Here is a 22,969-nt window from a genome sequence, read left to right as displayed (position 1 = left end):
CGTGGCTGTCGCCACGTGTGTTCTGGACGCTAACCAGCACTCCCACGCCTCGGTGCCGATGTCTCGGTCAGCGGGAGGCGGCTGTCGCCGATGCCGGACGTCCGCTGGAATGGTGGAATGGCCACCGGATTCGCTCTCACCGAACTCACCGCCCGCTACGCGCGGGCCGTCGACCGGCGCGAGGCGGCAACGCTCGCGGCGTTGTTCGACACCGACGCGACGTTCGTCCTCCCGCCTGCGTTGACGGGCACCGGCGCGGCAACGGAACTCCGCGGCAGTGACGTGCTCGCGTCCGCCGTCGTGGACGCGGTCTCGCATCTGCAGTCCACCCGGCACGTCGTCCACCAGCAGGTGATCGACGTGGACGAGTCGACGGCGTCGGGCGAGACGTACTGCACGGCGCACCACGTCTATGCCGGCCGAAACGGATTCCGCGACAACCGGATCGCGTTGCGCTACCACGACCGGTACGTGCTCGGCGTCACGGGCTGGCAGTTCTCCCGGCGCGAACTGATCGTCGACTTCAGCGAGGACGTGCCGGTCACCGTGCCGGACTGAGTCCCAACCGCGCCGAGCAGGCGGCCATCTCGTCGATGACCTGGCCGAGGGACTGCGCGTGCCGGGACGCCGACAGCACGAGCCGATTCGCGCCCAGGTCCCGGGACCGGTCGAGCTTGGCCTCGTCCAGCCGCGGCAGCGTGGCACCCAGCACGAGGTCGACCTCGGCGGGATCGCGGCCGGCGTCCGCTGCCGCCGCCCGCATCCGGGCGATCGCCCGGTCCAGGTCGTCACCGGCCAGGCCGAGCGGCTGGAACCCGTCGCCCAGCCGCCCTGCCCGTCGTGCGGCCGCCGGGCTGTGTCCGCCGATGTAGAGCGGCACTCCCGTATCCCGGTGGGGTTTGGGCCAGCTCTGGGCGCCACGGAAGGAGAAGTGTTCGCCCGCGAAGTCGACCGCGCTGGTGCCCGACCACAGCGCCCGCATCACCGCGATCGCCTCGTCGGCGACCGCGCCGCGCCGGTCGAAGTCGCCGCCGCAGGCCTCGATCTCCTCGCGCATCCAGCCGAGACCGAGGCAGATGCGGAGGCGCCCCGCGGACAGCCGGTCCAGGGTGGCGAGACGCTTCGCCAGCACCACCGGGTGGTGGTTGGGCAGGACCAGTACTCCCGTCGCGAGACCCAGGGTCGTCGTGGCGCCGGCGACGAACGACAGCAGTTCCAACGGGTCCGGCAAGCTGCAGTCGTCAGGCAGGTGCGACTTGCCGGTGGGCGAGTACGGATAGGCACTCGCCGTGTCCGCGATGACGACCGAGTGCTCGACGGCGGAGATCTCGTCGAACCCGAGTGATTCGGCGGCCCTCGCGAATTCGAGTATCCACTCGGGCTCGCCCGCCCGTCCCAGCTCGACGGGAATCACCACACCCAGTTTCATGTCACCCTCACCGTCACACGTGCAGGAATCGTTGCCGGCCGTGCGTGTGGAACTCCTGCTCCAGCGCGGCCTTCTCACTGTCGGTCATCTCGTGGTACTCGGGAACACCGCGTCCCACCCACCGGAAGACCCGATCGTCGCAACGCCAGCACTGTTCCTGCAGCATTCGTTTGAGCACCTTGTTCGATCCCGTCACCGGCAGGTCCGTCGACACCCGGACGAAGCGCGGCGCAGCCTTCGTGCCCAGGTCGTCCTGGCCACCGAGGAACGCGGCGAACTCCGCCGGATCGAAATCGGTCGGGTCCGACACCTCGACGGCCGCCATCACCTGATCGCCCGACCGCGGGTCGGGGACGGCATACACGCCGGTAGCGACCACTTTCGGGTGGCGGCGCAGAATCCGCTCCACCATCAATGCCGAGGTGTTCTCCCCGTCCACGCGGATCCAGTCGCCCTTCCGGCCGGCGAAGTAGATGAAGCCGGCCTCGTCGACGTACCCGAGGTCGCCCGTCCAGTACCAGCCGTGCCGGATGCGGTCCGCGATCGCGCCCTCGTTCTTGTAGTAGCCCTCGAACCGCGCCGCGCCGGCCTTGTCGATCATTTCGCCGATCGCCTCGTCCGGGTTGAGCACGCGACCGTGCTCGTCGAGCCGCGCCCGGGCCTTCTCCATTCGGGTGTCGGGGTCGACGATGACGATGTTCTCGTTCGCGGGTCTGCCGAGCGCGCCCTCGGGGGCGTTCGGGTCGAGCGTCACCGAACCGGCGCCCTCGCTCGAGCCGTACCCTTCGTACAGTTCGGCGCCGAACCGGCGGACGAATTCGGTTTTGTCCTCCGGGGAGGCCTCGGTCCCGAAACCGCGGACGAGCGTGTTGTCCCGGTCGTCGGGTTGCTCGGGTGTGGCCATCAGGTACGCCAGCGCCTTGCCGACGTAGGTGAAGAACGTGGCGCCGAAGAACCGGATGTCGGGCAGGAATCCGGACGCGGAGAATTTGCGCGGCAGGCAGACCGTGGCGCCGTTGGCGAGGGCCGGCGCCCACAGTGCCATCAGCGCGTTGCCGTGGAACAGCGGCATGCAGCAGTAGTCGACGTCGTCGCGCACGTGCCCGTATTTGGCGGTGTTCGCGTATGCCAGGCGGGCGAGCCGGCCCTGGCTGCACCGCACCGCCTTCGACGTGCCGGTGGTGCCGGACGTGAACAGCAGAAGGAACAGCGTCGACGCGTCGATCCCGGGATCCTCTGCCGGACTCTCCACCGCGTGGGACGCGACGAGTTCGGCGTAGGCCGGATCGTCGACCGGCAGAAACCGGTCCTCGGACAGCCCGAGGTCGAGACCGGCGAGCTGCGCCTTCCCCGCGGTGTCCGTGACGATCAGCTGGCAGTCGACGTACCGGATCTCGGCCTCGAGTTCCGCCCCGCGACGGGTCGGATTGATGCCGACGACGGTGGCGCCCGCGAGCGCCGCGCCGCCCAGCCAGAACAAGAACTCGGGGGTGTTCTCGAGCAGGACACCGACGTGGAACGGTCCGTCGCGCCGCAGCGAGGACGCGACGGCCCCGCGGGCCGCACTCTCGCGCACCACCTCGTCCCAGGTCCAATCCTGTACCCGGGTACGGACTCCCAGCCTGTCGTCGCCCAGCCGGTCGAGCAGCATCCGGGCGATCGTGGTGCGTTCCAACTCCATCTCTCCTGTCGACACGGTAGGCACGCTCACGGCACGCGGAGCACGCAGTGGGTGCCACCGTAGATCGCCGTCATGCACTTGTTGCAGTGAATGCACAGACCGGGATTGTGGGTCTCCTCCGCGATCCGATTGACGAGGTCGGGTTCCCGCAGCAGTGCCCGTGCGACAGCCACGAACTGGAAGCCTTCCGCCATCGCCAGATCCATGGTCGCCCTGCCGGTGATGCCGCCGAGCAGGACGAGCGGCATCGTCACGGCGGCCCTGATCTGGCGGGCGTCCTCGAGAAGGTAGGCGTCGCGGTAGGGGTACTCCTTCAGGAAGTGCTTGCCGACCAGACGGATTCCCAGTTTCGTCGGCTGCGGCATGACGGCGGCGAACTCACGGAGCGGCGCGTCGCCCTTGAACAGGTACATCGGATTCAGCAGCGAACTGCCTGCGGTGAGCTCGAGCGCGTCCAGCGAACCGTCCTGTTCGAGCCACTGCGCCACCTGGATGGCCTCGTCCACCCAGAAACCTCCGGGAACACCGTCGTCCATGTTCAGCTTGGCGAGGATCGCGATCCTGTCCCCCACCGCGTCGCGTACGGCGCGGGCGGTCTCGAGCGCGAACCGGGCGCGGTTCGCCAGGGATCCGCCGTACTCGTCCGTGCGTTTGTTGACCTTCGGGCTGAGGAAGGAGCTGATCAAATAGTTGTGGCCGAAATGGATCTCCACGGCGTCGAACCCCGCCGCCGCCGCGCGGCGAGCCGCGTTGGCGTGCGCCTCGACGATCCGGGCGATATCTGCCGTGGACGCCGGCTTGGAGAAGTTCTGAGTGGTCATCCGGAATGCACGGGACGGGCCCAAGGCCGGGGATCCGATGTACTTCGCGGCCGCGACCGGTCCCGCGTGGCCGATCTGCGCCGACACTGCCGCACCCTCGGCGTGGATGGCGTCGGTCAGCTTCCGCAGGCCCGGCATCGTCTCGTCGGTCCATTGGATCTGGCCGGGTGACGTCCGTCCGTCCGCGGCGACCGCGCAGTACGCGACGGTCGTCATGCCCACGCCTCCGGCGGCGGGCTGCCGATGGAATTCGATGAGTTCGTCGGTGACCAGCCCCTTCGGCGTCAGGCCCTCGTACGTCGCTGCCTTGATCACGCGATTGCGCAGGGTGATCGGCCCGAGTTTGGCCGGGGCGAGCGGATCGACCTTCACTGTGGGCGGGTCGAGATCTATCGTCATAGTGTTCCTCCAGCTGCGATTCGCTGTCGAACGTAACGGCGCCGGGATGTCACGGATCGCGGCAGTCTCGCTGAGTGGTAACCACGTCCGGGCGCCCGTCACGGCGTGCCATCTTGTGTCGGTACGAGTGCCCGAGGACGAAAGGTCGCCTTGATGACTGCCCCTACAGATCCACAGTTGCACCTGGATCAGGTGATGTCGCGTCTCACCGGACCCGGTGGCCGGTTCGAGCTCGTCGAGGAGGCTGTGCTCGGCACCCGGATGCCGGTGATGAAGAACCGTGGGCGCTCGGTGGGCGAACTCCTCACCACGTCGCTCCGGTGGGGTGACCGCGACTACCTCGTGACCGCCGACCGCCGGATGTCGTACACCGAGCACGCCGCGGCGGTCGCGGCCCTGGCGACGGCGCTGCGCGAGGACTACGGGGTCCGGAAGGGCGACCGGGTCGCGTTCCTGGCCGCGAACACCCCCGAGTGGGTGGTCGCGTTCTGGGCCACACAGGTGCTCGGCGCCATCAGCGTCGGACTGAACGGCTGGTGGGTTCCGCGGGAGGTCGAGTACGGACTGACGCACAGTCGCCCCACCGTCGTGATCGCCGACGCGAAGCGCGCCGAGACGCTCGCCGCGGTCGGCACCGACCTCCCGGTCCTCACGATGGAGGAGGATCTGCCTGCCATCTTCGCGCGGTATGCAGGTTCCCCGATGCCGCACACCGACGTCGACGAGGACGATCCCGCCGCCATCCTGTACACCAGCGGCACGAGCGGCAGGCCCAAGGGAGCGTTGCATTCTCAGCGCAACATTCTGGCCGTCGTCGACTACCACCGGTTCAGCGACGCCGTGGTCGGCGAATTCAGCGGACGGCCCGTCGATCCCACGGTGCCGAGTTCGCTTCGCTACCTCCTGACGTCTCCCCTGTTCCACATCGCGAGCCTGCACAATCTGGTGATTCCGCGGCTCGCGACGGGCGGCGCGGTCGTCATGCACCAGGGCGGATTCGACGTGGACGCCGTGCTCCGTCTCGTCGAGCGGGAACGAGTCACCAACTGGGGAGCGGTGCCCACGATGGCGTCCCGTCTGGTCGAGCACGACGACCTCGACAGGTACGACCTGTCGTCGCTCACGTCGTTCTCGCTGGCGTCCGCACCGTCGTCGGTCGCGTTCAAGGAACGCCTGCGCGAGAAGGTGCCGTTCGCGCGTAACGCGCTCGTGGACAGTTACGGGCTCACCGAGTGCAGTACCGCGATCGCCGTCGCCACCGCCCCCGAACTCGAGCAGTTCCCGGGCACGCTGGGCCGGCCGATCATCACGGTGAGCATGGAGATCCGCGACCCGTACGGGGAGTGGCTGCCCGACGGCGTCGAGGGCGAGGTGTGCGTGCGCAGCCCGTTCGTGATGCTCGGCTACTGGGAGGACGAGTCCGCCACCGCTGCGGCGATCGCCCCGGGCCGGTGGCTCCGGACCGGCGACTACGGACTCGTCGAGAACGGCCGCCTGCGGCTGACCGGACGCCGCTCGGATCTGATCCTCCGCGGCGGGGAGAACGTGTACCCCACCGAGATCGAGCAGTGCCTCGACGAACACCCCGACGTGCTCGAGTGCGCGGTGATCGGGACACCCCACGAGGATCTGGGGCAAGAGGTGGCGGCCGTCGTGGTGTTGCGACCGGGTGCCGTGACCACCGAGGCGGAACTGCGAGACTACGCCGCCGATCGCCTGTCGTATTTCAAGGTCCCGACCCGCTGGCGGATCACTACAGACCTGTTGCCCCGCAATGCGACCGGCAAGATGATCCGCCGCGACATCACCGTCTGACACCGCTGAGCGCCGAATGTCGCAGTGGTGCAGTCGAACTGCACCACTGCGACATTCGGCGAGCGTGTGAACGTCAGCGAATGAGGTTGCCGAGGTCGACGGGAATCTGCGCCCCGGTGATGTATTTCGCCTCGTCGGAACACACCCAGGCGACGACGGCGGCGACATCCTCCGGCTGGGTGATGCTGTAGGGCAGCGAGTTCTGGTAGATGGAACCGAGCGTCGACGCGTACCGGGCGATGAGCGGATGCAGGTCGCGCACCTTCATGCCGGTGTCCACGCCCGCCGGGTGCACCGTGTTGACGCGGATGCGGTGCTCACCGAGTTCGTTCGCCATCGTCTTGGCCAGCCCGGTGATGCCGTGCTTGGTGGCGACGTAGTGCCCGGTGAACGGCGTGCCCTTCAGCCCGGACACCGAACTGGTGAAGACGACGGCGCCGCCCTCGCCCTGTTCGATCAGATACGGAATCGCCGCCTTCGCGGTGTGGAAGGTTCCCGTGAGGTTGACGTCGACCGTCTCCTGCCACTGCTCGGCGGTGATCTCCCACGACAACGCCCCCGAGCAGATGCCCGCGTTCGCGATCACGATGTCGAGGCGACCCAACCGTTCGATGCCGTCGGCGAGGGCCCGCGAAAGGCCGTCGAAATCGCGCACGTCCACGGTGGCGGCGACGATCCGCCGGCCGGTCGACTCGACGAGCCGGACCGTCTCGGCCAGGTCGTCCTGCGTGGCGCCGGGGTAGGCGGTGGACGCGAATTCGGTGCAGGCGTCGATCGCGATGACGTCGGCGCCCTCGGACGCGAACCGGACGGCCTCGGCGCGGCCCTGCCCGCGCGCCGCGCCGGTGACGAAGACGACCTTGTTCTCGAAACGGCCGGGTGACGTCATTGCCTGTTCCTGATCATCGTCTGCTCCTGGTCGGGGTCATCGTGGGCGGGGCACGGTCTTGTCGACGAACAGTCCCTCGACCGAGACGCACACCTGGCCGTCCGCGGTCTGGATGTCGCCGACGGTGGTGATCTTGCGGCCGTCGACCGCCATCAGCTTCCCGGTCAGGGTGAGCGGTTCGAACAGCGGCGTCGGGCGGTGGTAGCGGGTGCTCAATTGCGCTGTCATGCCGGCTTTCCCACCCCAGGCGTTGGCGACGCCGAGAACGTGGTCGAGCAGGAGCGCGGACACGCCGCCGTGGACGTGCCCGGGCGGCCCCTGGTACGGGATGGTCAGTGTGACGGTGCCCTGGACCGATCCGTCGGACAGTCCCTCCAGAACGAGGGGCGGCGCGAGCGCGTTCTCGGGCCCGGTGACGGGGTCGTGCCGGGTGACACCCTCGCCGTTCCACATGTCGATCAGCCGCTCGGCGACGGCAGGCGCGTGCTCCTCGAGATGCTCGGCGATGCTGTTCAGCTCTTCCGCGACTCTGTCGAGATTGGCGTTGCCGCGATCGGTGCGCAGCAGCGCGTCGATCACCCGCCGGGCCGCCCCGGTCGCCCGGTCGACGGCGGAACCGTCCGGCGGAGACGTCAGCACCGTTCCCGACGGGCTGTTGTCGAACGTGGGATGCGTACCGATGCTCACCCGATCACCTCCATCGTCGCCTGGGTCAGCACCGGTTGCCCGTCACGGTCGGGGCACGTCGCGCGCAGGGTCAGCCGGTCGCCGTCGTGCCAGACCGCGGTCTCGACGGTCTCGCCCGGGTACAGCGAACCCGCGAACCGCACCGCGTAGTGGCGCAGTCGCGTGGGATCGCCGTCCAGCATCCCGTCGACGACGGCCTTGCACACCACACCGTACGACGCGAGCCCGTGCAGAATCGGCCTTTCGAACCCGGCCGCGGCCGCGAATTCTGGGTCCGCGTGCAGCGGGTTGAGGTCGCCGCTGAGCCGGTAGAGCAGGGCCTGCGCCGTCCCGGTGCGCGACACGAGCACCTTGTCGGGTTCCCGGTCCGGCACCGTGGCCACCGACTCGGGTCCCGGGGAGCCGCCGAACCCGCCCTCATCGCGGGCCCAGATCTGCATCCCCGTGGTCCACAACGGGTTCCCGCCCGAGTCGGTGGCCGTCTGTTCGAGCACGATGACGGCAGCCTTGCCCTTGTCCCACACGTCGGCCACCCGCGAGGACACCCGGGCCCCGCCCGACGGAGGAATCGGCGCGTGCACGGTGAGCGACTGTCCGCCGTGCAGGATCCTGCGCAGGTCGATGTCGATGCCGGGCAGGCTCAGCGCGGCCGCCGGTGCGTCGCCGGCCCAGATCCCCTGCCCCGCGACGAGAGCGAACGTCGGCAGCACGTGCAAGTTCTTCTCGTACACCCAGCGCAGTTCCGCGGGGTCCTGGGCGTTCTCGCCGGCGCCGAGTCCGAGGTGGTAGAGAATCACGTCGCGCTCGGTCCACGCCACGTCCCGCACGACCGGTTCCGCGGTCAGCGCGGCCATCACGTCGATCGCCATGTCAGGTCACGCTCCCTTGCCGGACTCGGGGTCACGCGGCAGACCCAGCAGTCGTTCGCCGATGATGTTGAGCTGGACGTTGGTGGTGCCGCCCGCGATCGACATGCACTGCGCGTTCAGGAACATCTGCGTGCCGGACGTGCGGGGCTGATCGCCCAGCAGGGCGCGCGGCCCGGCCCAGTCCATCGCCACCTCCCACACCTGCTGGATGTGTTCGACACCGAGCAGTTTCGCGACCGACGACTCGGCGCCGGGCTGCCCGCCCGCGATCGATCGCAGGGTGGTGCGCAGCCCCATCAGGCCGCCGGACTGCGCGTCGCAGAGCACCTTGCCGAGCACGGTCAGCTGCTCGTCGTCGAGGCCACCCGGCAGTTCCCCGGCCAGGGTCAGCAGAGCCTCGCCGCCGGAACCCAGCGAGGAGTCGTGCGACAGCGACACCCGCTCGTTGGCGAGGGTCGTGCGGGCCAGCTTCCAGCCGTCACCCGGTTCGCCCACCAGGAGTTCGTCCGGGACGAACACGTCGTCGAGGAACACCTCGTTGAACAGGGCCTCGCCGGTGATCTCGCGCAGCGGCCGGATGTCGAGACCGTCGCTGCCCGACATGTCGATCAGGAAGTACGACAGTCCCCGGTGTTTGGGCACCGATCCGTCCGTGCGGGCGAGGCAGATGCCCCAGTCCGCATCCCGGGCCATCGACGTCCACACCTTCTGCCCCTGCAGCACCCAGCCGCCGTCCACCTTGGTGGCCTTGGTGGTCAGGCCGGCGAGGTCCGATCCGGCGCCGGGTTCGGAGAACAGCTGGCACCAGACGAGGTCGCCGCGCAGCGACGGGGGCACGAAGCGCTGCAACTGGTCTTCGCTGCCGTGCGCGATGAGCGTGGGCACCACCCAGTTGCCGATGATCATGTCGTGGGGATTCAGCCCGGCCGCGTGCAGTTCCTCCTCGATCACGAGTTGTTCCACGGCACCAGCTCCCCTGCCCCACGGCGTCGGGAGGTGCGGTGCGGTGTAGCCCTTCTCGGCCAGATAGCTCCTGCGCTCCGCCTCGTCCAGTGCGGCGGCGGGCGCGAGTTGTGCGAGCACGTCGGCGCGGATGTGCTCGGCGTCCGGAGGCAGGTCGATGCCGAGCGCCCGGCGTGTGCCGCCCAGGGTCGCGCGGGCGACGCGCCGCCGCCACGATGCGGTGGACCCGAGCAGAATCCGCAGCGACTGCGCCCGGCGCAGGTACAGGTGGGCGTCGTGTTCCCAGGTGTAGCCGATGCCCCCGAGCACCTGGATGCAGTCCTTCGTGACGGAGAACGCTGCGTCGGGTGCGGTGGCCCCGGCGACCGCGGCCGCGAGTGACGCCTCCGCCGCACTGCAGCGCGGCGCAGCCGTCGCGGCCCTGGCACTGCGTCCGGGATTCATCGCACGGGCCGCGTCCCACGCGCACACGCGGGCCTGCTCGGCGAGGCAGAGCATGCGGGCCACCCGGTGCTTCACGCCCTGGAACTGGCCGATGGGGCGGCCGAACTGCTGGCGCACCTTCGCGTAGTCGACGGCGGTGGTCACGGCCCAGTCGGCGACGCCCGACGCCTCGGCGGTGAACAAGGTGGCCGCCAAATCGCGAACGCGCTGCGAATCGATCCGCAGGACATCGGCTTCGGCGATCTCGAGTCCGTTCACCGTCGCGGTCGCGTTGCGGCGCACCACGTCGTGGCTGGGCAGGTCGGTCACCTCGAGCCGGTCGCGGGCGAGCGCCACGAACGCGGTCTCGTCGCCGTCCGTCGCCGCGAGCAGGAACAGGTCGGCCACCTGCCCGCCGAGGACGTACCCGGACTCGCCGTCCAGCGTCACCACTGCGCCGTCCCGGACGAGACGCAGCGAGCCCGGCTGCAGGGCCACCGCGCCGAGGGTCGAACCGTCGGCCAGCCCGGCGAGCTCACCCGTGCGCCCGGACTCGTGCAGGACGGCGCCGAGCAGCACGGTCGGGAGGAAGGGACCGGGCAGCAGGACCCTGCCGAGTTCCTCGGTGACCACTGCCAGTTCCACCAGCCCACACCCCGCCCCGCCCACGTCCTCGGGCAGGTGCAGTCCCAGTACACCCAGGTCCGCCAACGACTTCCAGAACAGCGGTCGTTGCTCCGTCTTGGCCTCGACGGCCTCCCGGAGCACGGCCGGGGTCACGGTCCGCTTGGCCCAGCCGCGCACCGAGTCGCGCAGGTCGCGCTCTTCTTCGGTCAATCCCATTGTCATGTCGGCCTCGTCGATCGTTTCGGGGGTCAGATGCGTTCGATGATGGTTGCGGTGGACAGCGCGCCACCGGCGCACATCGTGACCAGCGCGGTGGAGCTGCCGGAGCGCTCCAGTTCGTGCAGGGCGGTCGTGATCAGCCGCGCCCCGGTGGAGCCCACCGGATGTCCGAGGGCGATGGCGCCGCCGTTGACGTTCACCTTCGACATGTCGGCCCCGTGCACCTGCGCCCACGACAGCACGACGGACGCGAACGCCTCGTTGATCTCGACGAGATCGATGTCGCCCAACGACATTCCGGCGCGCCCCAGGACCATCCGCGTCGACTCGATCGGCCCGTCGAGGTGGTAGTACGGGTCGGAGCCGACCATGCCCGACGCGACGATCCTCGCGCGGGGCCGCAACCCGAGTTCGCGGGCACGGTCCTCGTCCATGAGAAGGACGGCGGCGGCGCCGTCGCTGATCTGGGACGAGTTGCCCGCGGTGTGGATGTGGCCGTCGATCACGGGTTTCAGGGCCGACAGGGCCTCCGCCGTCGTCTCCCGCAGTCCCCCGTCGCGGGTGACCACCGCGAGTTCACCGGTGGGTGTGCCGGACTTGTCCACGACGGGAGCGGTGACGGGAACGATCTCGCGGTCGAACCGTCCTTCCGCCCAGGCCTGGGCGGCGCGTCGTTGCGACTCGAGGCCGAACGCGTCGACGTCGCCGCGCTCGAGTCCGCGCAGGTCGGCGATCCGCTGGGCGGAGGTGAACTGGTCGCCCATGTCGATCGACCAGTCGTCGGGGTACGGGTTGCCGGTCTCCGGTGTGACGGCCTGGCCGAGGAACACCCGGCTCATCGCCTCGACGCCGCACCCGATTCCGGCGGAGATCTGGCCGGACGCGATGAGGCCCGCCACGACGTGCACGGCCTGCTGGGACGATCCGCAGGCGCAGTCGAGCGACGTGGCCGCCGTCGCGTACGGCAGTCCCGCGTGCAGCCATGCCTGCCGGGTCACGTTGTTGGACTGCTCACCGGCCTGGGTGACGCATCCGCCGACGATCTGGCCTATGTCCGCCGGGGCGACACCGGCGCGTTCGAGGACACCCCGTTGTGCGGCGCCGAGTAGTTCGGCGGGGTGCAGTCCGGACAGTGCCCCGCGCCGGCGCCCGATCGGTGTCCGTGCCGCGTCGACGATGACGCCGTTGCCCATGTTCCGCTCCTTGGGTTCTTCTGGCTCGCGGACGAGTCCGCGGCTCATTTTTGAAATGTATTCTACGTTTGAAGAGACATCAACGCCCTTTGCCTTGCGAAATAGTTTTCGGCGCAGCTCAGGAGTCAGGAATGAATTTCACTTCGAGGTCGACGATGAGGCGACCCGAAGCCGGCGAGCCGTCAGCGGTGCGACAGGTTGACCAGCAGCAGGTCACACGCCTTACGGATGTCGGACTCGGCATCGGGAATCGAGACCCGGCCGTTGAGGCAGGACTGGATGACGCCGAACCACAGCTGCACCAGCAGGCGCAGCGCTGTGAGGTCTTCCTCCGTCGGGTGTTCGATCCCGGCGGCGTCCAGCATGATCTGCCGGAATGCCCGGTCGACCTTCCCGGCGTCCGGCACGGACGCGACGTTGGCGGTGCTCGTGGACTGGATCATCGCGGTGGACAGTGCGGGACGGCGTAGCAGACCGCGGGTGGCCCGGACGAGCACGTTGTACACCGCATCCTGCGGCGATTGGCCGGGGGGTGCGCTCTTCTTGAACCCGACACCCATCCGGTCGATCTGGTCGACCATCACCGCGACGAAAAGATGCGTCTTCGACGGAAAGTACCGGTACAGCGTCCCGATCGCGACGCCGGCACGTTTGGCCACCTCGTGCATCTGGACCCGGGCGAGTTCCTTCTCGGTGGCCAGTTCGATGGCGGCCTCGAGCATGCGGACGTGGCGGGCCCGCTGTTCCTCCGAACTCGGTTCGGCAGCGTCCCGCACTTCGGCGATTCTCGGCACCCTCGATCCCCCTTCACTCCGCACACAGCCCCGGATCCGGTGTCGATTCTCGCATTGGATCGGGAAAGCATCGAATTTCGTCCGGTGAGTGGGACCGCAGGTGCCGCAGGTCGCCCGGATGCGATTGCGTGAACCCCACGACTGGACCGCCAGTCTCCCCACAGACCATCAACGGAGGAAACGACGATGCAGGACTGGACAACCGAGTGCGACGTGCTGGTGGTCGGTTCGGGGGGCGGCGCGCTGACCGGCGCATACACGGCCGCTTCGCAGGGTTTGCGCACCCTCGTCCTCGAGAAGACCCCACTGTTCGGCGGCACGTCCGCGTACTCGGGCGCCGCGGTGTGGCTGCCGGGCACCGCCGTGCAGGAGCGCGCCGGCATCGGCGACTCCACGGACAAGGCGCGCACGTACCTGCGCGCAGTGGTGGGCGACGAGGAGATCGACCGTCAGGAGGCGTACGTCGCCACCGCGCCCGAGGTCGTCGACCTTCTCGAACGCGATCCCCACATCGAGTTCGAGTGGCGCGCGTTTCCCGACTACTACAAGGCACCCGGCCGGATGGACTACGGTCGCGCGATCAACCCGCTCGACCTGCCGAGCGACGAGATCGGGGACCTGCGCGAGGTCATCCGGCCCGAGGCCGACGTGGACCGGGCCGGGGAACCGCATCCGGAGGGAACGCTGAACGGCGGCCGCGCCCTGATCGGCCGTCTTCTCATGGCTCTGCACGGCACCGGGCACGCGGAACTGCGCACCGAGACCGCCGCGCGCTCGCTGATCGTCGAGGACGGCCGAGTCGTCGGCGTCGAGGCGACGAACGCAACCGGTGAGACCGTCCGGATCCGGGCGACGCGCGGCGTGCTGCTCGCGGCCGGTGGGATCGAGGGCAACGCGGCCCTGCGCACCGAGAACGGAACGCCGGGCAAGGCGGACTGGAGCATGGGCCCGCGCGGCGCGAACACCGGCGACCTCCTGCGGGCGGCGGTGGAGATCGGCGCGGACACCGCACTCCTCGACGAGGCGTGGTGGTGCCCCGGGGTCGAACTTCCGGACGGCTCGGGCGCTTTCATGGTGGGCGTGCGCGGCGGCATTCTCGTCGACAGGTCCGGAGAGCGGTACCTCAACGAGTCGCTGCCGTACGACCAGTTCGGTCGAGCGATGATCGAGCACGGAAGCGGCAGTTCGTATCTCGTGTTCGACTCAAAGGAGGGCGGGCCCGTGTTGCCTGCCATCTCCATTCCGAACATCTCCGCCGAGAAGCATCACGCGGCGGGCACCTGGGTCTCGGCCGACACGATCGAGGAACTCGCGGAGAAGATCGACGTCCCCGCAGACGCACTGCGCCGCACCGTCGAACAGTTCAACGACTTCGCCAAGCACGGCGTCGACGAGGCGTTCCACCGAGGAGAAGACCCGTACGACAACTTCTTCTGCCCTCCGGGCACGGGGGCGGACGCTCCCCTCAACCCGGCACTGAGCCCGGTGTCGCAGGGCCCGTTCCACGCGGCCCGCATCGTGCTCAGCGATCTCGGCACCAAGGGCGGCGTCCGGACCGACGCCGACGCCCGGGTCCTGCGCGCCGACGGAACACCCATCGACGGACTGTATGCGGCGGGCAACACCAGCGCATCGCTCAGCGGCCGGTTCTATCCCGGTCCCGGAGTGCCGCTCGGCACCGCAATGGTCTTCTCCTACCGGGCAGTTCAGCACATGCGGAGCTGACTACACGAGGTTGTCCTCCACCGGGAGACCGAACGCGCCCCTGCCGAACAGGGCGAGGGCGCGTTCGGGCTCGTTGGCCACGTGCACGCTGCCCGCGTGGGCGTCGCGCCACGACCGTTCGATCGCGTTGCCCCGCGACAGCGAACTCCCGCCGGCGGTCTTGAACAGCAGGTCGATCGCGTCGAGGGCTCGCTCGGTGGCGCGAACCTGATCGCGGCGTACCCGCAGGCGCAGACTCATGGGGAGTTCCTCACCGGCCTCGGCCAGCTCCCACAGTTCACGCACGTTGCGATCCATCTGCAGCATCGCGGCGTCGATCTCGGACGAAGCCCGGGCCACCGCGACCTGGGCAAACTGGTCGTCGACGAATCTGCCGCCACCGAGGCTGAGCCGCACGCGTTCCCGCATGACCGTCAGATAGCGTTCGTAGCAACCCGCGACGACACCCACTCCCGGGGCCGCCACCGCGGTCGTGAAGAGCGTCGCGAACGGCAGCCGGTACAGCGGTCCCCGGTTCACCTTCTGACCGGGTCCGCGCAGTTGCGCCGTCTCGTAGTTCCTCTTGATCCGGTGGTCGGGAACGAACACGCCCTCGGCGCTGATCTCGTTGCTGGCGGTGCCGCGCATCCCCACCACGTCCCACACGTCGTGAATGCGGTAGTCCGACCGCGGCACCAGCGCGGTCATGAAATCGACCGGGCGGCCCGCGGTCCCGACCACCATCGCGCCGAGCAGCGCCCACGACGCATGCTCGCAGCCCGAGGAGAAATGCCAGTCCCCCGTCAGCCGGTATCCGCCCTCGACCGGGACGAGCCGCCCGACGGGCGCGTAGGCGGACGACACGAGCACCGAATCGTCGTGGCCCCACACGTCACGCTGCGCCCGGTCGTCGAACAGGGCCAGGTGCCACGGGTGCACCCCGAGCACCGACGCCAGCCAGCCCGTCGAGCCGCACACACCGGACACGGCGCGCACCACCTCGAAGAAGTGCACCGGGTTACATTCCGTGCCGCCGTACCGCCTGGGCTGCAGCATCTTGAACAATCCGGCGTCGCCGAGCTCACGGATCGCCTGTTCGGACACCCGCCGCGACTCGTCGACCTTGTCCGCGCGTTCCGCGATTATCGGCAGCAGGCCGCGGACCGATCTCAGGACCTCGTTCGTCATCTGTCGGAGGGTAGGGCGATCACACCCGTGCGTGGACAGGCGTCTCGCTCAACGGGAAACGCCGGCCCACCGCCCGGTCCCGTCCAGTGGGACCACGCGATGCGGGCCGTCCACGCTCACTTAGCGTGCAGGGCACCGCACAAGCCCAGGAGAGGACGGGACGCATCGTGACCACCCAACAGTCCGAGACAGTCGAGGTACGCGAAATCGACGCGGGCGCAGCGCCCACCCGATTCGCCCGTGGATGGCACTGCATCGGATTGTCCGAAGCATTCCGGGACGGCAGGCCCCATTCCGTCGAAGCGTTCGGGACCAAGCTCGTCGTCTTCGCCGACAGTGCGGGCGATCTCGCCGTGCTCGACGGCTATTGCCGGCACATGGGTGGCGATCTCAGCCAGGGCACGGTCAAGGGCGACGAGGTGGCGTGCCCGTTCCACGACTGGCGGTGGGGAAGCAACGGCCGGTGCAAGAAGATTCCGTACGCGCGCCGCGTTCCGCCGCTCGCCCGGACCCGGTCGTGGCACGCGCTCGACCAGGACGGGATGTTGTTCGTGTGGAACGATCCGGAGGGCAACCCGCCGCCCGCGGACGTCACTATTCCCCACATCGAAGGCGCACTCGACGACGAGTGGACGGACTGGGTCTGGTACCGGACCACGGTCGACACCAACTGCCGCGAGGTGGTCGACAACATCGTCGACATGGCGCACTTCTTCTATGTGCACTATTCGTTCCCCACCTACTTCAAGAACGTCTTCGAGGGCCACGTCGCCAGCCAGTTCATGCGCGGGCAGGCCCGCGACGACATGCGACCGCACGCGTCGGGTCAGCCCCGCATGCTCGGAAGCCGCTCGGATGCCAGGTATTTCGGCCCGTCGTTCATGGTCGACGACCTGACGTACCGCTACGAGACGCACGCCGTCGACTCCGTGCTGATCAACTGCCACTACCCCGTCAGTGCCGACAGGTTCGTGTTGCAGTACGGCATCATCGTCAAGAAGTCGAAGGAACTCGAAGGCGACACGGCCACCGAGATGGCGAAGAGTTTCGGCACGTTCATCGCGAAGGGTTTCGAGCAGGACATCGAGATCTGGAAGAACAAGACGCGCATCGAGAATCCGCTGCTGTGCGAGGAGGACGGCCCGGTTTACCAGCTGCGACGGTGGTACGAGCAGTTCTACGTCGACGTCGATGCGGTGACCCCGCAGATGACCGAGCGGTTCGAGTTCGAACTCGACACCACCCGGCCGGTCGAGTCGTGGAAGAGGGAAGTCGAAGAGAACCTCGCACGAAAGGCGCGCGAAGCCGATGCAACCGCTGCAGTGCACTGAGTGCGGCGCGAGCGTCCTGGTCCAGAAGAACAGCTGGGAACACACTTCCGTTCAGTGGGACGACGCGGCCCGCGCCCGGTGCCGTGAGATCGGCAGCGCCGGGCCGGGACGCCCCGGCGCTCCCCGGAAAGAATGCGCGGCGCTGACGGCGTCGATCACCCGGGCCGCGGAGGCGGGCGTCGTCCCGGTGCGCGATCCCGACCCCGTCCCGACACCTGTCGTCGCCCACTGAACGATTTACAGAAGGACACAACATGATCGACACCGAGCACTACGGTCCGTGGGCCGTGATCGCAGGCGGCTCCGAGGGTGTGGGCGCGAGTTTCGCCGGGGAACTGGGCCGCGCGGGGATCAACCTCGTGCTGATCGCCCGCAAGCCTGGGCCGCTCGAGGAGACCGCGGCCAAGGTCCGCGCCCACGGCGTCCTGGTGCGCACACTCACGCTCGATCTCCTCGATCCGGACGCCGTCGACCGGATCCGCGCGGCCACCGACGACGTCGAGGTGGGGTTGCTGATCTTCAACGCCGGAGCCAACAGTTACGGACACGAGTTCGTCAGCGGAGACCTCGCCGGCTTCCAGCGTGTCATCGACCTGAACATCACGTCTCAGCTGCACCTTTCGCAGCATTTCGGCGCGAGGATGAAGGACCTCGGCCGGGGCGGCATCGTGCTGGTCGGTTCGCTGGCCGGGTACCTGGGTTCGGAAGACCAGAGCATCTACGCCGCATCCAAGGCGTTCGGCCGGATCTTCGCGGAAAGTCTCTGGCTCGAACTCGCGCCGTTCGGCGTCCACGTGGTCGAACTGGTCCTCGGCGTCACCCGCACGCCGGCGATGGTCCGGGCGGGCCTGAACTTCGATCTTCCCGGGATGAAGGTCGCCGAACCCGAAGACGTTGCCCGTGAGGGGCTCGCGCACCTCGCCGACGGCCCGGTCTGGGTAGCGGGTGGCAACTACGACGCGGCCCAGACGCGTAGTGGTTTCCCCCGCGACGCACTCGTGCGCGGGGCAGCAGAGGGAATGCGGAAACTTCTGGGCCGCCGGTAGCCGCGGACGTCAGAGGGTGGTGACGAGTCCGCCGTCGATCACGAAGTCGGAGCCCGTCACATTGCCCGCCCGGTCGCTCGCGAGGAACACGACGAGATCCGCCACCCCGTCCGGGCGGGTGAACCGGCCCGTGACCGCCTGCTTCGCGACTCGCTCCGCCACTGCCTCCGGGTCGCCGCCTGCGGTGCGTGCGATCGTGGCGGCGACCCCGTCGTCGCCGAGCCACAGGGCGGTCGACACCGGACCGGGACTGACGGTGTTCACCCGAATGCCCAACGGTCCCACCTCTTTCGACAGAGCCTTCGAGAAGTTGGTGAGCGCGGCCTTGGATGCGCAGTAGTCGATGACGGTGGGGTCGGGCAGGAAACTGTTGACCGAACTCGTGGTCACGATGCTCCCCCGGCCCGCCGCGATCATCGTGGGCAGTGCGGCGCGGATCGTCCGCACCGCCGACATCAGGTTGAGATTCATCGTCGTGATCCAGTCTTCATCGGTCACGTCGAGGAAACCGGTCAGTCTCGGGTGGGCGGCGCCGACGTTGTTGACGACGACGCCGAGACTGCCCCGAGCAGTGGCGGCGGCGACGAGTTCGCCCGGGCCGGTGGGGGTCGACAGGTCGACGCTCACCGCCTCCACCGTTCCGCTGCGGACGAGTTCTTCCAGTTCGGGGCCGGGCGACCGCGCCCCCGCCACCACGAACGCGCCTTCCGCGGCGAGCGCCCGGGTGACGGCGAGCCCGATGCCTTTGCTGGCTCCGGTGACCACGGCGACGGTGTCGCGTAACGCGAGATCCACGGGTTCCTCCTGACGACGACGGAGCGTGCACAGACGAGCGGTGCGTCCCCCTCCAGTCACGCTAGCCGAAATGATGCCGACCGCGTTGCAGGCGAGTAATCTCAGCGACGAAGGGCCAGGCCACGGCGTTGCTCTCGTACGGCGATGTCTCTCGTCGGACGACTACATCTGGCGCGCAGGGCCCTTCACCCCTAACCACTGTGTTCTTTCCTGACTCGGGAGACGAGTGATGCGACTTCTTCGACTACGAACCGCCGTTGCCGCGTGCGCGATCGCGGCTGCCGGCACGCTCACCGTGGGGGCCGGACCGGCCCTCGCCCAGGATCTGCCGACGGTGGTGCTGGTCCACGGTGCGTTCGCCGACACGACGAGCTGGGATGCGGTCGCCGCGGAACTGCGCGGCCGAGGGTATGAAGTCGTGGTCCCGGACAACCCGTTGCGCGGACCGGCGTACGACTCCGCCGCCATCGAGAAGGTGCTCGCGGACATCCCGGGACCGGTGGTGCTCGTCGGTCACTCGTACGGCGGCGCGGTCATCACCAATGTGCATTCGCCGAACGTCGAGGCCCTCGTCTACGTGGCGGCATTCGCGCCGGCGCAGGGCGAGCCGGTCATGCTGAACCTCGACCCGATCCGGTTCCCCGGCAGCCAGCTGCTCCCGCCGGTGCTGCAGGTGAAGGTCGTCGAGAACGATCCCACCGGAATCGCCGGAAGAAATCTCGACGGTTACATCGATCCCGGCCGCTTCCACGAGGTGTTCGCGCAGGACGTCTCGGACGCCACGGTCGCGGACATGATCGCGCACCAGAAGTCGGCGGCGCTCGTCGGGAACCTGGAGCCGACCGTCGATCCGTCGTGGGCGTCGACACCCAGCTGGGCCCTGGTCGCTCAGAACGATCGCGTGATTCCGGCGGCGGCGGAGCGGTTCATGGCCACGCGCGCGGGAGCCCAGATCACGGAAATCCCCGCGTCGCACGCCGTCCTGGTGTCCCAGCCCGCCGCGGTCGCGGACATCGTGGTGCAGGCAGACCAGGGAACTCCGTAACGGACCGCCGTGAACGAGCCCGGACAACCGGCACCGAACAACAGGAACCTCGCCCACCGCGTCCAGAAGATGGTCGGGCGTGATCCGCACGAGGAACACCGTGCGGCAACGCCGTTGGAGCTGCTGTTCGACCTGACGTTCGTCGTCGCGTTCGGAGTCGCGGGCGATCAGTTCGCGCACCTCGTCGCCGAAGGACACGTCGCCGCCGGGCTGGCGGGATTCGCGTTCGCGATGTTCTCGATCATCTGGGCGTGGATCAACTTCTCCTGGTTCGCTTCGGCCTACGACACCGACGACTGGATCTACCGGGTCACCACCATGATCCAGATGATCGGCGTCGTCATCCTGGCGCTCGGCATGCCTCCGATGTTCGCGTCGATCGACCGCGGAGTCGAACTCGACAATTCCGTGATGGTGTCCGGGTACATCGTCATGCGCGTCGCCATGGTGTTCCAATGGCTGCGCGCCGCCAAACACGACCCCGAGCACCGTTCCGCGGCACTGACGTACGTCACGACTCTCGTCCTCGCGCAGATCGGCTGGGTCGCCCTGTTGATCGCGCCCCTCACCGTCGAGTACGCGTTCGGCCTCGGCGCGATCCTCATTCTCGTCGAGCTGACCAGCCCCGTCATCGCCGAACGGTACAAGGGCGGAACACCCTGGCACGCACACCACATCGTCGAGCGTCACGGCCTCCTCGTCATCATCACGCTCGGCGAGGGGGTGATCGGCACCGTGGCATCGCTGTCCGCCGTGGTCGAACACCAGGGTTGGACACTGGACGCGATGCTCGTCGCGGTGGCGGGCATCGGACTCACGTTCGGACTGTGGTGGGTCTACTACACCCTGCCCTCGGCCGAGGTGCTCGAGGTGTACCGCGGCCGGTCGTTCGTCTGGGGTTACAGCCACATCGTGCTCTTCGCGTCGCTGGCCGCGGTGGGGGCCGGACTACACGTGGCGGCGTATTACATCGAACACGCCTCCCACATCGGCGCGACGGCGACGGTGCTCTCCGTTGCCGTGCCCGTCGCGATCTTCCTCGCGGGCGTGTACCTGCTGTACACGTATCTGCTGCGGGTGCCCGACCCGTTCCACATCCTGCTCCTCGTCCTGACCGCGGCCACGATCGCGCTCGCACTGGTGCTGGCGGCGCAAGGCGTGTCGATGGCGTGGTGCCTGATCGTGGTGATGCTGGCACCGGTCGTCACGGTCGTCGGATACGAATTGCTCGGGCACGCGCACGAGGCCCGTGCGCTCGAGATCGTGCTCGGGCGCGCCGACCCCGGTGCCCGCGAGGAGTATTAGGACCAGGGGGTCACCGGCCGCGACCGGGCCACACCGTCGACGACCAGATCGAGCCGCTCGTCGAAGAACGCCACGAGTCCCCGAACTTCCGACGCGTCGACGAGGGGCTCGTCGTAGCGCCACGCGATGTCGTGGAGCACTCCGCCGGCGGTGACCGCGGACCGGTAGGCGGCCATGCCCTTGTAGGCGCAGTACGACGTCGTCGCACTCGGTTGCAGTTCCGCGACGACGTCGTCGGGCGGCAGGTAGAAGCGGACCGGAAGCAGTGTTTCGAACAGCATTTTCGCCCGCCGCGTGTCGGCGAGGAGGGTGTCGCCCAGCATCACCCGGATGTGGCGGGACGTGCGGCGGACGTCGATGCGCTGGAACGGGTCGTGCGGATGGCCCACGATCTCGTCGTCCTCCTCCAGCCAGCGGTCGAAGCCGTCGAAATCGAGAACCACGTACCCGGTCAGGTCCTCGTCGCCGGGCCGGAACCCCAGCGCGTCCCCAACGCCGGCGGTACGGATCGCGACGGGTTCGCCCTCCGTGCTGTGCACCGAGAACGGCACCCGCGGATCGAGTACCGGCATCGTCGTCACGTCCGGCAGGGCGAAGCCGACATCGCCGGTTCCCTCCGCCGGCACCGAACCCGTTGGCTCCGGCGACAACTCCGCGTCGATGTCCTCCGCAGGCACCGCATACGCGGGAACGACGCGCCGCGGTTCCCAGACCAGGACCGCACGGTCACTGTCGACCACCGTGATCCCGTTCAGCACGGCACGGATCCGCTTCGCCGTCGGCTCGTAGCGAAGCTCGCGTAGCTGACGTCCGATGGTGTCGCGCAGTCGCAGGCCCATGGTTCGAGACTAGGCCTGTTAGCGGGCCAGGCCGAGGGAAGCGATGAGGTCCTCGTGGAACTCGAACCAGACGCGGTGGCAGGAGTCGCGGTCGGTTCCCGTGATCCAGGCCGGATCGGTGCCCGCTCGCTCGAGGGCGCCGGCGAACCGCTGGTGATAGCCGGCGAACCGGTCCATGCCTGCGACCAGGCGCTCCTCGAGTTCGGCCAGGGCGTGCGCCGCGGTCGCCAGGCGGGTGATCGTTTCGTCGATGGTCACGGTCGTCTCGCCGAGGCCCATCTCGGCCAACTGCCAGGCGGCGCACGCGTCCGCCACGGCGACGTTGTGCGGCAGGAAGTCCTGGTGCACCTGCACCACCACGGCGCGGGTGCCGCACCGGTCGAGTTCGGCGGCGAGCAGTCGCTCGCCGTGGACCGTCCCGGTTTCGGTCAGGGACCAGCCGCTGTCCCCGGCAAAGTCGGTGTGGGTGACCCACCCACGGGCCTCGGCATCGAGCAGGTGCTCGGCGGCCAGTCCTGCAGGCAGGGCGAAGCGGGCGGCGATGCGCGCAGTCTCCGCGTAGCCCAGGATCCGCACGGCGTGCAGCACCAGGATGTCCGTCGGTGTGCGGTGCGACATCAGTTCCTCCCAGCGTTCCGGGTGGCGGTGCCGACGTTCCCGTGGGTGCCGTCGACGCGGACCAGCCGGCCCTCGGTCAGGGTGGTCATGGCCCCCGGCGCCGCGAGGACTGCCGGGATGCCGAATTCGCGGGCGACGATCGCGGCGTGCGCGAGCATCCCGCCCGTCTCGGTGACCACCGCGCACGCGCGGGCCAGCATTGGGGTCCACGCCGGCGAGGTCGTACGGCAGACGGACGAAAGCGGGCGAAGTCGTCCAGGTTGCCGATGATCCGCGCAGGCCCGACGGC

General features: G+C 68.8%; 21 protein-coding genes and 1 pseudogene. 8 read left to right on the top strand and 14 right to left on the bottom strand.

Features of this window, described 5'->3' with window-relative positions; all coding sequences use genetic code 11:
• Positions 1 to 117 precede the first annotated feature (117 nt).
• The gene (locus ACFWAY_RS33290) at positions 118 to 558 is read left to right on the top strand and encodes a nuclear transport factor 2 family protein (protein ID WP_378451687.1); all 441 of its coding nucleotides are present in this window, start codon (positions 118 to 120) and stop codon (positions 556 to 558) included.
• Here ACFWAY_RS33290 and ACFWAY_RS33285 read toward each other — a convergent pair.
• From ACFWAY_RS33285 to ACFWAY_RS33275, 3 genes are read right to left on the bottom strand one after another with little or no spacing between them, the layout of a single operon-like run.
• The gene (locus tag ACFWAY_RS33285) at positions 542 to 1,429 is read right to left on the bottom strand and encodes an LLM class F420-dependent oxidoreductase (RefSeq protein WP_378451688.1); all 888 of its coding nucleotides are present in this window, start codon (positions 1,427 to 1,429) and stop codon (positions 542 to 544) included. The genes ACFWAY_RS33290 and ACFWAY_RS33285 overlap by 17 nt on opposite strands.
• A 13-nt stretch (positions 1,430 to 1,442) precedes the next feature.
• Positions 1,443 to 3,110: an AMP-binding protein gene (locus ACFWAY_RS33280; protein WP_378513565.1), complete on the bottom strand. Its 1,668-nt coding sequence runs from the start codon at positions 3,108 to 3,110 to the stop codon at positions 1,443 to 1,445.
• A 26-nt stretch (positions 3,111 to 3,136) separates the two neighbouring features.
• Positions 3,137 to 4,330 carry an NADH:flavin oxidoreductase gene (locus ACFWAY_RS33275; protein ID WP_378513542.1) on the bottom strand — a complete coding sequence of 398 codons (1,194 nt, stop codon included), beginning with the start codon at positions 4,328 to 4,330 and terminating at the stop codon, positions 3,137 to 3,139.
• A gap of 153 nt (positions 4,331 to 4,483) precedes the next feature.
• Here ACFWAY_RS33275 and ACFWAY_RS33270 point away from each other — a divergent pair, with 153 nt between their 5' ends.
• On the top strand, positions 4,484 to 6,145 hold the full coding sequence (locus ACFWAY_RS33270; protein WP_378513541.1) for a class I adenylate-forming enzyme family protein: 1,662 nt from the start codon (positions 4,484 to 4,486) through the stop codon (positions 6,143 to 6,145).
• A gap of 73 nt (positions 6,146 to 6,218) precedes the next feature.
• On the opposite strand, the gene ACFWAY_RS33265 is transcribed toward ACFWAY_RS33270, so the two are convergent.
• From ACFWAY_RS33265 to ACFWAY_RS33240, 6 genes are all read right to left on the bottom strand, one after another.
• Entirely contained in the window at positions 6,219 to 7,034 is an 816-nt protein-coding gene (locus tag ACFWAY_RS33265) for a mycofactocin-coupled SDR family oxidoreductase (RefSeq protein ID WP_378513540.1), read from the bottom strand.
• Positions 7,035 to 7,070: 36 nt separating this feature from the next.
• Positions 7,071 to 7,721 carry a PaaI family thioesterase gene (locus tag ACFWAY_RS33260; protein ID WP_378513539.1) on the bottom strand — a complete coding sequence of 217 codons (651 nt, stop codon included), beginning with the start codon at positions 7,719 to 7,721 and terminating at the stop codon, positions 7,071 to 7,073.
• Entirely contained in the window at positions 7,718 to 8,590 is an 873-nt protein-coding gene (locus tag ACFWAY_RS33255; protein WP_378513538.1) for a MaoC/PaaZ C-terminal domain-containing protein, read from the bottom strand. Before ACFWAY_RS33255 ends, ACFWAY_RS33260 begins: the two co-directional genes overlap by 4 nt.
• Positions 8,591 to 8,596: 6 nt before the next feature.
• Entirely contained in the window at positions 8,597 to 10,825 is a 2,229-nt protein-coding gene (locus tag ACFWAY_RS33250; RefSeq protein WP_378513537.1) for an acyl-CoA dehydrogenase, read from the bottom strand.
• A 26-nt stretch (positions 10,826 to 10,851) separates the two neighbouring features.
• Entirely contained in the window at positions 10,852 to 12,015 is a 1,164-nt protein-coding gene (locus ACFWAY_RS33245) for a steroid 3-ketoacyl-CoA thiolase (RefSeq protein ID WP_378513564.1), read from the bottom strand.
• Positions 12,016 to 12,197: 182 nt separating this feature from the next.
• Positions 12,198 to 12,809 (bottom strand): TetR family transcriptional regulator, encoded by a 612-nt coding sequence (locus tag ACFWAY_RS33240; RefSeq protein ID WP_181450479.1) that lies wholly within the window; start codon positions 12,807 to 12,809, stop codon positions 12,198 to 12,200.
• 186 nt (positions 12,810 to 12,995) lie between these two features.
• On the opposite strand from ACFWAY_RS33240, the gene ACFWAY_RS33235 reads away from it, so the two are divergent.
• Positions 12,996 to 14,534, top strand: coding sequence for an FAD-dependent oxidoreductase (locus ACFWAY_RS33235; protein ID WP_378451695.1), 1,539 nt, complete (start codon positions 12,996 to 12,998; stop codon positions 14,532 to 14,534).
• Here ACFWAY_RS33235 and hsaA read toward each other — a convergent pair whose 3' ends face one another.
• Entirely contained in the window at positions 14,535 to 15,701 is a 1,167-nt protein-coding gene (gene hsaA, locus ACFWAY_RS33230) for a 3-hydroxy-9,10-secoandrosta-1,3,5(10)-triene-9,17-dione monooxygenase oxygenase subunit (protein ID WP_378513536.1), read from the bottom strand.
• A gap of 167 nt (positions 15,702 to 15,868) precedes the next feature.
• On the opposite strand from hsaA, the gene ACFWAY_RS33225 reads away from it, so the two are divergent.
• Genes ACFWAY_RS33225 through ACFWAY_RS33215 form a run of 3 tightly spaced genes read left to right on the top strand, consistent with a single transcriptional unit; the run spans position 15,869 to position 18,078 of the window.
• On the top strand, positions 15,869 to 17,032 hold the full coding sequence (locus ACFWAY_RS33225) for a Rieske 2Fe-2S domain-containing protein (protein WP_378513535.1): 1,164 nt from the start codon (positions 15,869 to 15,871) through the stop codon (positions 17,030 to 17,032).
• Positions 17,010 to 17,264, top strand: coding sequence for a hypothetical protein (locus ACFWAY_RS33220; protein ID WP_378513534.1), 255 nt, complete (start codon positions 17,010 to 17,012; stop codon positions 17,262 to 17,264). The genes ACFWAY_RS33225 and ACFWAY_RS33220 overlap by 23 nt, the downstream gene beginning before the upstream one ends.
• 22 nt (positions 17,265 to 17,286) lie before the next feature.
• Positions 17,287 to 18,078, top strand: coding sequence for an SDR family NAD(P)-dependent oxidoreductase (locus ACFWAY_RS33215; RefSeq protein WP_378451699.1), 792 nt, complete (start codon positions 17,287 to 17,289; stop codon positions 18,076 to 18,078).
• Between the two features lie 9 nt (positions 18,079 to 18,087).
• Here ACFWAY_RS33215 and ACFWAY_RS33210 read toward each other — a convergent pair whose 3' ends face one another.
• Positions 18,088 to 18,873 (bottom strand): SDR family oxidoreductase, encoded by a 786-nt coding sequence (locus ACFWAY_RS33210; protein WP_378513533.1) that lies wholly within the window; start codon positions 18,871 to 18,873, stop codon positions 18,088 to 18,090.
• 229 nt (positions 18,874 to 19,102) lie between these two features.
• Here ACFWAY_RS33210 and ACFWAY_RS33205 point away from each other — a divergent pair, with 229 nt between their 5' ends.
• Together ACFWAY_RS33205 and ACFWAY_RS33200 are read left to right on the top strand one after the other, a co-directional pair.
• Complete coding sequence (locus ACFWAY_RS33205) at positions 19,103 to 19,918, top strand: alpha/beta fold hydrolase (RefSeq protein ID WP_378451701.1); 816 nt, start codon at positions 19,103 to 19,105, stop codon at positions 19,916 to 19,918.
• Positions 19,919 to 19,987: 69 nt separating this feature from the next.
• Complete coding sequence (locus ACFWAY_RS33200) at positions 19,988 to 21,223, top strand: low temperature requirement protein A (RefSeq protein WP_378513563.1); 1,236 nt, start codon at positions 19,988 to 19,990, stop codon at positions 21,221 to 21,223.
• On the opposite strand, the gene ACFWAY_RS33195 is transcribed toward ACFWAY_RS33200, so the two are convergent.
• From ACFWAY_RS33195 to ACFWAY_RS33185, 3 genes and pseudogenes are all read right to left on the bottom strand, one after another.
• Complete coding sequence (locus ACFWAY_RS33195; RefSeq protein ID WP_378513532.1) at positions 21,220 to 22,062, bottom strand: DUF427 domain-containing protein; 843 nt, start codon at positions 22,060 to 22,062, stop codon at positions 21,220 to 21,222. The two genes, ACFWAY_RS33200 and ACFWAY_RS33195, sit on opposite strands and share 4 nt — an antisense overlap.
• An 18-nt stretch (positions 22,063 to 22,080) precedes the next feature.
• Entirely contained in the window at positions 22,081 to 22,680 is a 600-nt protein-coding gene (locus ACFWAY_RS33190) for a hypothetical protein (RefSeq protein ID WP_378513531.1), read from the bottom strand.
• A 98-nt stretch (positions 22,681 to 22,778) separates the two neighbouring features.
• Positions 22,779 to 22,880: pseudogene (locus ACFWAY_RS33185) on the bottom strand (PEP-utilizing enzyme); the annotation flags it as partial.
• Between the last annotated feature and the right edge of the window lie 89 nt (positions 22,881 to 22,969).

This window comes from Rhodococcus sp. NPDC059968, assembly GCF_042738615.1.
GTDB lineage: Bacteria > Actinomycetota > Actinomycetes > Mycobacteriales > Mycobacteriaceae > Rhodococcus_F.
Note: the sequence above shows the minus strand (reverse complement) of the source record. Positions and strands in the feature narration are given on the sequence as shown.

Bases quoted from the DNA above. Each gene is read 5' to 3' on its own strand.
- ACFWAY_RS33290 (WP_378451687.1), top strand. From the start codon at position 118: ATGGCCACCGGATTCGCTCTCACCGAACTCACCGCCCGCTACGCGCGG.
- ACFWAY_RS33285 (WP_378451688.1), bottom strand. From the start codon at position 1,429: ATGAAACTGGGTGTGGTGATTCCCGTCGAGCTGGGACGGGCGGGCGAG.
- ACFWAY_RS33280 (WP_378513565.1), bottom strand. From the start codon at position 3,110: ATGGAGTTGGAACGCACCACGATCGCCCGGATGCTGCTCGACCGGCTG.
- ACFWAY_RS33275 (WP_378513542.1), bottom strand. From the start codon at position 4,330: ATGACGATAGATCTCGACCCGCCCACAGTGAAGGTCGATCCGCTCGCC.
- ACFWAY_RS33270 (WP_378513541.1), top strand. From the start codon at position 4,484: ATGACTGCCCCTACAGATCCACAGTTGCACCTGGATCAGGTGATGTCG.
- ACFWAY_RS33265 (WP_378513540.1), bottom strand. From the start codon at position 7,034: ATGACGTCACCCGGCCGTTTCGAGAACAAGGTCGTCTTCGTCACCGGC.
- ACFWAY_RS33255 (WP_378513538.1), bottom strand. From the start codon at position 8,590: ATGGCGATCGACGTGATGGCCGCGCTGACCGCGGAACCGGTCGTGCGG.
- ACFWAY_RS33250 (WP_378513537.1), bottom strand. From the start codon at position 10,825: ATGACAATGGGATTGACCGAAGAAGAGCGCGACCTGCGCGACTCGGTG.
- ACFWAY_RS33245 (WP_378513564.1), bottom strand. From the start codon at position 12,015: ATGGGCAACGGCGTCATCGTCGACGCGGCACGGACACCGATCGGGCGC.
- ACFWAY_RS33235 (WP_378451695.1), top strand. From the start codon at position 12,996: ATGCAGGACTGGACAACCGAGTGCGACGTGCTGGTGGTCGGTTCGGGG.
- hsaA (WP_378513536.1), bottom strand. From the start codon at position 15,701: ATGACGAACGAGGTCCTGAGATCGGTCCGCGGCCTGCTGCCGATAATC.
- ACFWAY_RS33220 (WP_378513534.1), top strand. From the start codon at position 17,010: ATGCAACCGCTGCAGTGCACTGAGTGCGGCGCGAGCGTCCTGGTCCAG.
- ACFWAY_RS33215 (WP_378451699.1), top strand. From the start codon at position 17,287: ATGATCGACACCGAGCACTACGGTCCGTGGGCCGTGATCGCAGGCGGC.
- ACFWAY_RS33205 (WP_378451701.1), top strand. From the start codon at position 19,103: ATGCGACTTCTTCGACTACGAACCGCCGTTGCCGCGTGCGCGATCGCG.
- ACFWAY_RS33200 (WP_378513563.1), top strand. From the start codon at position 19,988: ATGGTCGGGCGTGATCCGCACGAGGAACACCGTGCGGCAACGCCGTTG.
- ACFWAY_RS33195 (WP_378513532.1), bottom strand. From the start codon at position 22,062: ATGGGCCTGCGACTGCGCGACACCATCGGACGTCAGCTACGCGAGCTT.
- ACFWAY_RS33190 (WP_378513531.1), bottom strand. From the start codon at position 22,680: ATGTCGCACCGCACACCGACGGACATCCTGGTGCTGCACGCCGTGCGG.